Origin of the sequence: Pseudomonas sp. GM18 (genome assembly GCF_000282195.1) — a bacterium.
Classification (GTDB): domain Bacteria; phylum Pseudomonadota; class Gammaproteobacteria; order Pseudomonadales; family Pseudomonadaceae; genus Aquipseudomonas.
Map to the genome: position 1 here is coordinate 40,480 of NZ_AKJT01000103.1, position 10,714 is coordinate 51,193.

The following is a 10,714-nucleotide window of genomic DNA, read 5'->3' on the forward strand; positions in this document are numbered from 1 at the left end:
CCCAAGCGGATCAACGGCTAGCTTAGGGCGCCCGAGTTTTTGCCAATCCTATGAGGCTCTCGCTATGACCGCACCGACTGCAATTCGCCGACTCAACGCTGCTGACCCGGATTTCGCACATCATCTGGATCATCTGCTGAGCTGGGAAAGTGTGTCTGACGACTCGGTCAATCAGCGGGTGCTGGACATCATCAAGGCCGTGCGTGAGCGTGGCGATGCAGCAGTGGTCGAGTTCACCCAGAAGTTCGACGGCCTGCAAGTGGCGTCCATGGCGGACTTGATCCTGCCGCGCGAACGCCTGGAACTGGCATTGACCCGCATCACCGTGCCTCAGCGCGAAGCCCTGGAAAAAGCCGCGGCCCGTGTGCGCAGCTACCACGAAAAACAGAAACAGGACTCCTGGAGCTACACCGAAGCCGATGGCACGGTGCTGGGTCAGAAGGTCACGCCGCTGGATCGCGCCGGTCTGTATGTGCCGGGCGGCAAGGCGTCCTACCCGTCATCGGTTCTGATGAACGCGATTCCGGCCAAAGTTGCGGGCGTAACCGAAGTGGTCATGGTCGTGCCGACCCCGCGCGGTGAAGTCAACGAGCTGGTGCTGGCCGCGGCCTGCATCGCCGGCGTCGACCGGGTGTTCACCATCGGCGGCGCCCAGGCGGTTGCGGCGCTGGCTTATGGTACTGAAAGCGTGCCGAAGGTCGACAAAGTGGTCGGTCCGGGCAATATCTATGTCGCCACCGCCAAGCGCCACGTGTTCGGCCAGGTCGGTATCGACATGATCGCCGGTCCGTCGGAGATTCTGGTTGTGTGCGACGGCCAGACCGATCCGGACTGGATCGCCATGGACCTGTTCTCCCAGGCCGAGCACGACGAAGACGCCCAGGCGATTCTGGTCAGCCCGGACGCCGAGTTCCTCGACAAGGTAGCGGCGAGCATCGCCAAACTGCTGCCGACCATGGAACGTGCCGAGATCATCGAAACCTCGATCAATGGCCGCGGTGCGCTGATCAAGGTTCGTGACATGGAGCAGGCCATCGAAGTGGCCAACCGCATCGCGCCGGAGCACCTGGAGTTGTCGGTCGCCGATCCACAGGCCTGGTTGCCGCAGATTCGCCACGCCGGCGCGATCTTCATGGGCCGCCACACCTCCGAAGCCCTGGGCGACTACTGCGCAGGTCCCAACCACGTGTTGCCGACCTCCGGCACTGCGCGCTTCTCCTCGCCGCTGGGTGTTTACGACTTCCAGAAACGTTCGTCGATCATCTTCTGCTCCGAGCAGGGTGCCTCCGAATTGGGCAAAACCGCTTCCGTGCTGGCCCGTGGCGAATCGTTGAGCGCCCACGCCCGCAGTGCTGAATACCGCATTCTTGATGACAAGCAGGGGAACTGAACATGAGTAAATTCTGGAGCCCGTTCGTCAAGAACCTGGTGCCTTACGTCCCGGGCGAGCAGCCAAAGCTGGCGAAACTGGTGAAGCTCAACACCAACGAAAACCCGTACGGTCCATCGCCTAAAGCCTTGGCGGCGATGCAGACCGAACTGAACGACAACTTGCGTCTGTACCCGGACCCGAACAGCGACGTGCTCAAGCAAGCCGTTGCCAAGTACTACGGCGTGCAGGGTAATCAGGTGTTCCTCGGCAACGGTTCCGATGAAGTCCTGGCGCACATCTTTCACGGTTTGCTGCAACACGATAAACCGCTGCTGTTCCCGGACATCAGCTACAGCTTCTACCCGGTTTACTGCGGGTTGTACGGGATTGCGTTCGACGCGGTGCCGCTGGACGAGCAGTTCCAGATCAACCCGGCGGACTACGCCAAGCCGAACGGCGGGATCATCTTCCCGAACCCGAACGCACCGACCGGTTGCCTGCTGGCGCTGGATGCCGTGGAGCAAATTCTCAAGGCCAGCCCGGATTCGGTGGTCGTGGTGGACGAGGCTTACATCGATTTCGGTGGCGAGACGGCGATCACTCTGGTGGACCGTTATCCGAATCTGTTGGTGACTCAGACCCTGTCCAAGTCCCGTTCTTTGGCCGGCCTGCGGGTTGGCCTGGCGGTGGGGCATCCGGACCTGATCGAGGCGCTGGAGCGGATCAAGAACAGCTTCAACTCCTACCCGCTGGATCGTCTGGCGATTGTGGGGGCTGCGGCGGCGTTCGAGGATCGCGAGTATTTCGACAAGACTTGCCGATTGGTCATCGAGAGTCGCGAGAAGGTAATTGCGCAACTGGAGGCGAAAGGGTTTGAAGTGTTGCCGTCGGCGGCGAACTTCATTTTCGCCCGTCACCCGAAGCACGATGCGGCAGGGCTGGCGGCGAAGTTGCGCGAACAGGGCGTGATCGTTCGGCACTTCAAGCAAGAGCGGATTGCCCAGTTCCTGCGGATTTCCATCGGCGCGCCGGAGCAGAATCAGGCGCTGATCGACGGCCTCGGCGACCTGTAACACCCCCCAGACTGATCGTTCCCATGCTCCGCGTGGGAATGCATCCCGTGATGCTCCGCGTCACAGTGGACGCAGAGCGTCCATGGCGGCATTCCCACGCAGAGCGTGGGAACGATCATGCAGTGGTTACTCGTGATGCGGTTCGCCAATGAAAGTCAGCGATGTGAATAGCCCACGCGTCGCCACATCGGCATTGTCCTTTAGCGGGATTTCCACCTGCGCCGCAATCACATTCAACCCTTCATTACGCACCAGTACCTGCGCCCGGCCATCTGCATCGGTCTCGGTGCTCAAGGTATTCGGCGCGCTGCGATAGTCGCCCACCAACTTCACACCCGCCGCTGGTTTGCCATCGAGTAGCACTCGAACCGGCAACGATTTCCCCGGCCCGACGGTCAGCGGATCAACCTCCGGCAGAATCAGCAACTTCATCTGATCGAGCTTCGGCAGCTTCGCCCCCGGCTGATAAATCGCCAGGCTGTACTTGAAGGTCTGGGTCGATTCGATTGCCCCCGGCACCTTGCTGCGTCCTTCGTTGATCCATTTTTTATCGGCGGTCTGCGACCACATGCCATTGTTCAGCGCCACGGCCATCACCGCCGGCGATCTCAGCGGTTGCAGGCGGGCGTGGTCGGCCAGGCGTTGCACGCTCACCGGGATCATTTTGCCGCTGGCGTCATAGGCCCAGGCGCCGCTGATTTTCTGCGCCTTGAAGGCGTTGTCTTCGGCGCCATGGCCGTAGATGACTTCGATGTTGCCGCGACGTTGTTCGGTCCACAGGCCATGGGCCGAAACCTGGCCGACAAACAATAGGCCGAGCAGCAGGCCGGGCAGCGCCAAAGGTTTGAGGTGTTGCATGGTGACGTCCTTTTACAGGTTGAGTGTCAGGCTGACGGTGAAATTGCGCGGCTCGCCGGGATTGACCCAGTAGTTGCTGTAGGAGCGCTCGAAGTATTTCTCGTCGAAAAGGTTGTTCAGGTTCAGGCCCACGGTGACGTTTTCGCTGGCCTTGTAATGGGCCAGCAGGTCGACGGTGTGGTAGGCCGGCAGTTCGAAATCGCTGCCGGCTTCACCCGAGCGATCGCCGACATAGGTGAACGCGGCACCGAGGTCCGAGCCACGCAGATGGCCATCCTGAAATTCATAAACCCCCAGCAAACTGCCGCTGCGTCTGGCCACGCCGAGAATTCGGCTGCCGGTGGGAATCACCTTGTCGCCTTGGGTGACTTCGGCATCGATGTAAGCAAAGGCACCGATCACTCGCACGGCGTCGGTCACTTGCCCGGTGACTTGCAGGTCGACACCCTGGCTGCGTGCCTTGCCCATGGCGCGGCTGGAGTCGGTGCTCGGGTCGAGGGCCAGGACGTTTTCCTTGTCGATATGAAAGGCAGCGAGGGTGCTGCTCAAGCGATCGTCAAACAGTTCGCTCTTGATCCCGACTTCGTAGCCGACACCCTCTTCCGGGTCGAAGGACTTACCGGCAGCGTCCAGGCCATTGTTCGGTTTGAACGAGGTGGAGGCGTTGGCGAACAGTCCCACTTCGGGCGTCAGTTGGTAGAGCAGGCCTGCTCGTTGAGTCAGCGCGTCGTGGCGCTGGCGGCTGGTCGTGCTGCGGCTGTGATCGTCGATGCGTTGTTCGAAATGTTCGAAGCGCGCACCGAGCATGCCGCGCAGTTTGTCGGTGAAGACGATCTGGTCCTGAAGGTTCAACGCCTGGCTTTCGACATGCTCGAAGAAGTCGGTCCCGGAGCGCGCGCCATCGGGTTTCGGCTGGCCGTAGATCGGCCGATAGATATCGATGGCGTAGGGGCCGCCGGCAATGGTCGTGACCCGTTCGTTCTTGCGGAAATTTTCGTACTCGCTGCCGATCAGCAGTTCGTGTTGCCAACTGCCGATGTCGAACAGGCCGTGCAGTTCGAGTTGGGTGATGCTGTCGTGCCAGTTGGTATCGCGCTCGCGGTAGCGGCGGTTGACGGTGTGGCCGTCGGCGTTCAATGGACGACTTTCGGAGGCGAAGCCCCAGAGCTTGCCTTCCTTGTAATGGCTGGCCAGGCGCAGTTTCCAGCGATCGTTGAGCTGATGTTCGAGGGCGGCTTGCAGCAGGTTGTTGTGGTTGTCGATGTTGCCGTCGTTGGGTTCGCCTAGGAAGGTCGAGCGTGAGACGCCGCTCCACTTATTGTTCGGCGCGACGATGCCGCGATCGAATGTCGAGCTGTGGCGGACGAACTCGCTCTCCACCAACAGGCTGGTGTCCGGGTTCAGCTGCCAGCTGAACGAAGGCGCAACGAACACGCGCCGGCTGTCGACGTGATCGCGAAAGCTGTGGTTGTCTTCGACGGCCAGGTTCACCCGGGACAGAACGTTGCCGGCATCATCCAGCGGCGTGTTGACGTCCACCGCGGTGCGATAACGATCCCAACTGCCGGCGCTGGTCTGCAGGGTGGTGAAGGCTTCGGGTTGGGGTTTCTTGGTGACGATGTTCACTGTGCCGCCCGGATCGCCGCGCCCATAGAGGCTGGCAGCCGGGCCTTTGAGCACTTCGATGCGTTCGATGTTGGCCACGTCCGGCGTGCTCGGATAGCCGCGGTTGGCGCTGAAACCGTCCTTGTAGAACTCCGAGGTGGTGAAGCCGCGCACGCTATATTCGTAAAGCGTCAGGCCGCCAAAGTTGTTCTGCTTCGACACACCGCCGGCAAAATCCAGGGCGCGCTCGACGTTGGTGCTGCCCAAGTCCTTGAGCACACTGACAGGAATCACGCTGATCGATTGCGGGATGTCGCGAAGGGCGGTGTCGGTTTTGGTCGCGCTGGAAGAACGCGTCGCGCGATAGCCCTTGACCGGGCCGGTGGGGGATTCGTAGTCGGAGGTGACGCTGATGGCGTCCAGTTCAACGGTTTGGGGTTCTTCGGCGAAGACCGGATCTCCCAGCAGACCGAGAGCCAGGCCTGCGAGGGAAGCCATTGTTCGAGACGACATGTTATGTTGTTCCAATATTGATATTGAAACAATATAACATGCCTAATGAGAATGTCTGCCGTTAACGACTTTGGAGTGGTGGAGCTTTCGAGGGCGTAAAAGATCGTCCGAACGCGGCCCGAACCTTCGGCAGCTCCTACTCTTCTTTCTCCTGGACCGGTGCCGGCGGCGGACGCAGACCGATTTCTGCGGTGAGCTTGAGTTCTTTGCCGTTGCGCATCACCTGAATCGTGACCTTGTCGGTCGGCTTGATGCGCGCCACCTGGTTCATTGACTTGCGACCATCGCCAGCCGGTTCACCATCGATGCTGAGGATCACGTCGCCCAGTTGCAGGCCGGCCTTTTGAGCCGGGCCGTCACGGAAAATCCCCGCGACCACAATTCCCGGGCGTCCCGACAGGCCAAACGATTCCGCCAGTTCCTGGCTCAACGGTTGCACTTCGATGCCGAGCCAGCCGCGAATCACCTGGCCGTGTTCGATAATCGACTTCATCACTTCCATCGCCAGTTTGACCGGGATCGCGAAGCCGATGCCTTGCGAGCCACCGGACTTGGAGAAGATCGCCGTGTTGATGCCGGTCAGGTTGCCGTTGGCGTCCACCAGCGCACCGCCGGAGTTGCCGGGGTTGATCGCGGCGTCGGTCTGGATGAAGTCTTCGTAGTTGTTCAGGCCCAACTGATTACGCCCGGTAGCACTGATGATGCCCATGGTCACGGTCTGGCCGACACCGAACGGGTTGCCGATGGCCAGGGCCACGTCACCGATGCGCAGGTTGTCGGAACGGCCGACGGTGATCGAAGGCAGGTTTTTCAGGTCGATCTTCAATACCGCGAGGTCGGTTTCCGGGTCGCTGCCGATGACTCGGGCCAGGGTTTCACGACCATCCTTGAGCGCCACCACGATCTGGTCGGCACCGCTGGTCACGTGGTTGTTGGTCAGCAGGTAACCTTCCGGGCTCATGATCACGCCCGAACCGAGGCTCGACTCCATGCGCTTCTGCTTGGGCGAGTTGTCGCCGAAGAAGCGGCGGAACTGCGGATCTTCGAACAGCGGATGACTGGGTTTGTTGACCACTTTGGTGGTGTACAGGTTGACCACCGACGGCGCGGCCGTGGTCACCGCATCGGCATAGGACACCGGGCCCTGTTGCGCACCAAGGGTTTGCGGGGCTTGCTGCAGATTGACGTCGAGGCTTGGCAGCCCGACCCACTGCGGGTAACGCTGAATAATCAGTAGAGCGACAAGCACGCCGGCCAACAGCGGCCAGCCGGAAAAACGCAGCGCCTTGAGCATTAAGCACGTCCTGAGAGGTTGCAGGCGGTATGAGACCGCCCATAATGTCGCGCATTATACGAGGCCGCGCGCGCCTCTGAACGGGATATTTAGGAGTCTTTTATGGCCGTCGCCCTGAGCACCCTGGTCGAAGAAGCCGACCGTTACCTGGCAAGTTCGAAGATCGCCGATTACTGCCCCAACGGCTTGCAGGTCGAAGGCCGGCCGCAAGTGATGCGTATCGTCAGCGGTGTCACCGCCAGTCAAGCGCTGCTGGACGCTGCGGTGGAGGCCCAGGCCGATCTGGTGCTGGTGCATCACGGCTATTTCTGGAAAGGCGAGAACCCATGCATCACCGGCATGAAGCAGCGCCGGTTGAAAACCCTGCTCAAGCACGACATCAGCCTGCTGTCCTATCACCTGCCGCTGGACCTGCACCCGGAAGTCGGCAACAACGTGCAGCTCGCCCGGCAACTGGACATCACCGTCGAAGGTCCGCTGGATCCGGACAATCTGAAAATCGTCGGCCTGGTCGGCTCGTTGAGCGAACCGATGACTCCCCGCGATTTCGCCCGCCGCGTGCAGGAAGTCATGGGGCGCGAGCCGTTGCTGATCGAAGGCAGCGAGATGATTCGTCGGGTCGGCTGGTGCACCGGTGGCGGCCAAGGTTACATTGACCAGGCGGTGTTGGCCGGCGTCGATCTGTACCTCAGCGGCGAAGCCTCCGAGCAGACGTTCCACAGCGCCCGGGAAAACGACATCAGTTTCATCGCCGCCGGCCACCATGCCACCGAGCGTTACGGTGTGCAGGCTTTGGGCGATTACCTGGCGCGACGTTTCGCCCTCGAGCACATCTTCATCGATTGCCCGAACCCGATTTGATTTCAGGGCTGGAGCCCAAACGAGGGGGTATATTCATATACCCTTTCGATCTAGCCGCCGTCCTGATTAGAAGAGGGCGCTGTGCTAGGATTCCCCGCTCGAACACGGCCCGCAGGCCGTCCATAAGATCGTTTTCGTGAGTAGCCATGGTCGACAAACTGACGCATCTGAAACAGCTGGAGGCCGAAAGCATCCACATCATCCGCGAGGTCGCCGCCGAGTTCGATAACCCGGTGATGCTGTACTCCGTCGGTAAAGACTCCGCCGTGATGCTGCACCTTGCGCGCAAGGCATTCTTCCCGGGCAAACTTCCGTTTCCGGTGATGCACGTCGACACCCAGTGGAAGTTCAAGGAAATGTACGCGTTCCGCGACCGCATGGTCGAAGAGCTCGGCCTGGACCTGCTGGTACACGTCAACCCCGAGGGCGTAGCGCAGGGTATCAACCCGCTGACCCACGGCAGTGCCAAGCACACCGACATCATGAAGACCGAAGGCCTCAAGCAGGCCCTCGACAAGTACGGCTTCGACGCTGCATTCGGTGGCGCCCGTCGCGACGAAGAAAAGTCCCGTGCCAAAGAGCGCGTGTACTCTTTCCGTGACAGCAAGCACCGCTGGGACCCGAAAAACCAGCGCCCGGAGCTGTGGAACGTCTACAACGGCAAGGTCAACAAGGGCGAATCGATCCGCGTATTCCCGTTGTCGAACTGGACCGAGCTGGACATCTGGCAGTACATCTACCTGGAAGGCATCCCGATCGTGCCGCTGTATTTCGCTGCCGAACGTGATGTCATCGAGATGAACGGCACCTGGATCATGATCGACGACGAGCGCCTGCTCAATCACTTGAGCGACGAAGACAAGGCGCGCATCGTCAAGAAAAAGGTCCGTTTCCGTACACTGGGCGACTACCCGTTGACCGGTGCTGTCGAGTCCGAGGCTACCAGCCTGACCGACATCATTCAGGAAATGCTCCTGACGCGAACTTCCGAACGCCAAGGCCGAGTCATCGATCACGATGGCGCCGGTTCCATGGAAGAAAAGAAACGTCAGGGTTATTTCTAAGGGGTTGTCATGTCGCACGCATCTGATTTGATCAGCGAGGACATCCTCGCCTACCTGGGCCAGCATGAACGCAAGGAAATGCTGCGCTTTCTGACTTGTGGCAACGTCGACGACGGCAAGAGCACCCTGATCGGGCGCCTGCTGCACGACTCCAAAATGATCTACGAAGATCACCTGGAAGCCATTACCCGCGACTCGAAAAAAGTCGGCACCACCGGCGAAGACATCGACCTGGCGTTGCTGGTCGACGGCTTGCAGGCCGAGCGTGAGCAGGGCATCACCATCGATGTCGCCTACCGCTATTTCTCTACCGCCAAGCGCAAATTCATCATCGCCGATACCCCCGGCCATGAGCAGTACACCCGCAACATGGCCACCGGTGCGTCCACCTGTGACCTGGCGATCATCCTGGTCGACGCCCGTTACGGCGTGCAGACCCAGACCCGTCGCCACAGCTTTATCGCCTCGTTGCTGGGCATCAAGCACATCGTTGTCGCCATCAACAAGATGGACCTCAACGGCTTCGACGAAAGCGTATTTGAGTCGATCAAGGCCGATTACCTGAAGTTCGCCGAAGGCATCGCGTTCAAGCCGAGCACCATGGCGTTCGTGCCAATGTCCGCGCTCAAGGGCGACAACGTGGTGAACAAGTCCGAGCGCTCGCCGTGGTACACCGGCCAGTCGCTGATGGAAATCCTCGAAACCGTCGAAATCGCCAGCGACCGCAACTACACCGACCTGCGTTTCCCGGTGCAGTACGTCAACCGTCCGAACCTGAACTTCCGTGGTTTCGCCGGCACCCTGGCCAGCGGCATCGTACACAAGGGTGATGAAGTCGTTGTGTTGCCGTCGGGCAAGAGCAGCCGCGTGAAATCCATTGTCACCTTCGAAGGTGAGCTGGAGCACGCAGGTCCTGGTCAAGCGGTGACGCTGACCATGGAAGACGAGATCGACATCTCCCGCGGCGATTTGCTGGTGCATGCCGACAACCAGCCGCAAGTGACCGACGCCTTCGACGCCATGCTGGTGTGGATGGCCGAAGAGCCGATGCTGCCGGGCAAGAAGTACGACATCAAGCGCGCCACGACTTACGTGCCGGGCTCGATCACCAGCATCGTCAATCGCGTGGACGTGAACACCTTGGCCGAAGGCCCTGCCAGTTCGTTGCAGCTGAACGAGATCGGTCGGGTCAAGATCAGCCTCGACGCGGCCATCGCGCTGGACGGTTACGACAGCAACCGCACCACTGGTTCGTTCATCGTCATCGACCGTTTGACCAACGGCACGGTCGCGGCGGGCATGATCATCGCTCAGCCGCTGGCACATGGCAGCAGCTCCCACCACGGCAAACTGGCCCATGTAGCCACCGAAGAACGCTCCCAGCGCTTCGGTCAGCAACCGGCCACCGTATTGTTCAGCGGCCTGTCGGGCGCTGGCAAAAGCACCCTGGCGTATGCGGTTGAACGCAAGCTGTTCGACATGGGCCGCGCGGTGTTTGTGCTCGATGGCCAGAACCTGCGTCATGACCTGAACAAAGGCCTGCCGAATGATCGTGCCGGGCGTACCGAAAACTGGCGTCGTGCGGCGCACGTTGCGCGTCAGTTCAACGAAGCCGGCTTGCTGACACTGGCGGCGTTTGTTGCCCCGAGTGCCGAAGGTCGTGAGCAGGCCAAAGAGCTGATCGGCAAGGAGCGTCTGCTGACGGTCTACGTCCAGGCCTCGCCAACAGTCTGCGCCGAGCGTGATCCGCAAGGCCTGTACGCGGCGGGTGGCGACAACATCCCGGGCGAATCCTTCCCGTACGACGTGCCGCTGAATGCCGATCTTGTGATCGACACCCAGTCGCTGTCGCTGGAAGAAAGCGTCAAGCAAGTGCTGGATCTGCTGCGCAAGCGTGGCGCGATCTAAGCGTTAGCTGAAAACAAAAAGCCCGCAGATGAGTTATCGTCTGCGGGCTTTTTTGTGTCTGGTGATGATCGTTCCCACGCTCTGCGTGGGAATGCCGCCCGGGACGCTCCGCGTCCCTTCGCAAGCGTGACGCAGAGCGTCACAGGATGCATTCCCACGCAGAGCG

8 protein-coding genes are annotated in these 10,714 nt (G+C 60.6%); 5 read left to right on the top strand and 3 right to left on the bottom strand.

Features of this window, described 5'->3' with window-relative positions:
• Window positions 1-64 precede the first annotated feature (64 nt).
• Complete coding sequence (gene hisD, locus PMI21_RS03700; RefSeq protein ID WP_007941261.1) at window positions 65-1,390, top strand: histidinol dehydrogenase; 1,326 nt, start codon at window positions 65-67, stop codon at window positions 1,388-1,390.
• 2 nt (window positions 1,391-1,392) lie between these two features.
• Window positions 1,393-2,445: a histidinol-phosphate transaminase gene (gene hisC / locus PMI21_RS03695; RefSeq protein ID WP_007941263.1), complete on the top strand. Its 1,053-nt coding sequence runs from the start codon at window positions 1,393-1,395 to the stop codon at window positions 2,443-2,445.
• Window positions 2,446-2,571: 126 nt separating this feature from the next.
• Here the strand turns inward: hisC and PMI21_RS03690 are convergent, their stop codons facing one another.
• The 3 genes from PMI21_RS03690 to algW all read right to left on the bottom strand — a co-directional run bounded on the left by PMI21_RS03690 (window position 2,572) and on the right by algW (window position 6,715).
• Window positions 2,572-3,303, bottom strand: coding sequence for a DUF4198 domain-containing protein (locus tag PMI21_RS03690; RefSeq protein ID WP_007941264.1), 732 nt, complete (start codon window positions 3,301-3,303; stop codon window positions 2,572-2,574).
• A gap of 12 nt (window positions 3,304-3,315) precedes the next feature.
• A complete protein-coding gene (locus PMI21_RS03685) occupies window positions 3,316-5,421 on the bottom strand; it encodes a TonB-dependent siderophore receptor (protein ID WP_007941265.1) in 2,106 nt (701 codons plus the stop codon).
• A 136-nt stretch (window positions 5,422-5,557) separates the two neighbouring features.
• Entirely contained in the window at window positions 5,558-6,715 is a 1,158-nt protein-coding gene (gene algW, locus PMI21_RS03680) for a Do family serine endopeptidase AlgW (protein WP_007941266.1), read from the bottom strand.
• Between the two features lie 102 nt (window positions 6,716-6,817).
• On the opposite strand from algW, the gene PMI21_RS03675 reads away from it, so the two are divergent.
• The 3 genes from PMI21_RS03675 to cysN all read left to right on the top strand — a co-directional run bounded on the left by PMI21_RS03675 (window position 6,818) and on the right by cysN (window position 10,548).
• Window positions 6,818-7,576, top strand: a complete 759-nt coding sequence (locus tag PMI21_RS03675) for a Nif3-like dinuclear metal center hexameric protein (protein WP_007941267.1) — start codon at window positions 6,818-6,820, stop codon at window positions 7,574-7,576.
• 146 nt (window positions 7,577-7,722) lie between these two features.
• On the top strand, window positions 7,723-8,640 hold the full coding sequence (cysD, locus tag PMI21_RS03670; RefSeq protein ID WP_007941268.1) for a sulfate adenylyltransferase subunit CysD: 918 nt from the start codon (window positions 7,723-7,725) through the stop codon (window positions 8,638-8,640).
• Window positions 8,641-8,649: 9 nt separating this feature from the next.
• Window positions 8,650-10,548, top strand: coding sequence for a sulfate adenylyltransferase subunit CysN (gene cysN, locus PMI21_RS03665; RefSeq protein WP_007941269.1), 1,899 nt, complete (start codon window positions 8,650-8,652; stop codon window positions 10,546-10,548).
• Window positions 10,549-10,714: the final 166 nt, after the last annotated feature.

Bases quoted from the DNA above. Each gene is read 5' to 3' on its own strand.
- cysD (WP_007941268.1), top strand. From the start codon at position 7,723: ATGGTCGACAAACTGACGCATCTGAAACAGCTGGAGGCCGAAAGCATC.
- cysN (WP_007941269.1), top strand. From the start codon at position 8,650: ATGTCGCACGCATCTGATTTGATCAGCGAGGACATCCTCGCCTACCTG.
- PMI21_RS03675 (WP_007941267.1), top strand. From the start codon at position 6,818: ATGGCCGTCGCCCTGAGCACCCTGGTCGAAGAAGCCGACCGTTACCTG.
- PMI21_RS03690 (WP_007941264.1), bottom strand. From the start codon at position 3,303: ATGCAACACCTCAAACCTTTGGCGCTGCCCGGCCTGCTGCTCGGCCTA.
- PMI21_RS03685 (WP_007941265.1), bottom strand. From the start codon at position 5,421: ATGTCGTCTCGAACAATGGCTTCCCTCGCAGGCCTGGCTCTCGGTCTG.
- algW (WP_007941266.1), bottom strand. From the start codon at position 6,715: ATGCTCAAGGCGCTGCGTTTTTCCGGCTGGCCGCTGTTGGCCGGCGTG.
- hisC (WP_007941263.1), top strand. From the start codon at position 1,393: ATGAGTAAATTCTGGAGCCCGTTCGTCAAGAACCTGGTGCCTTACGTC.
- hisD (WP_007941261.1), top strand. From the start codon at position 65: ATGACCGCACCGACTGCAATTCGCCGACTCAACGCTGCTGACCCGGAT.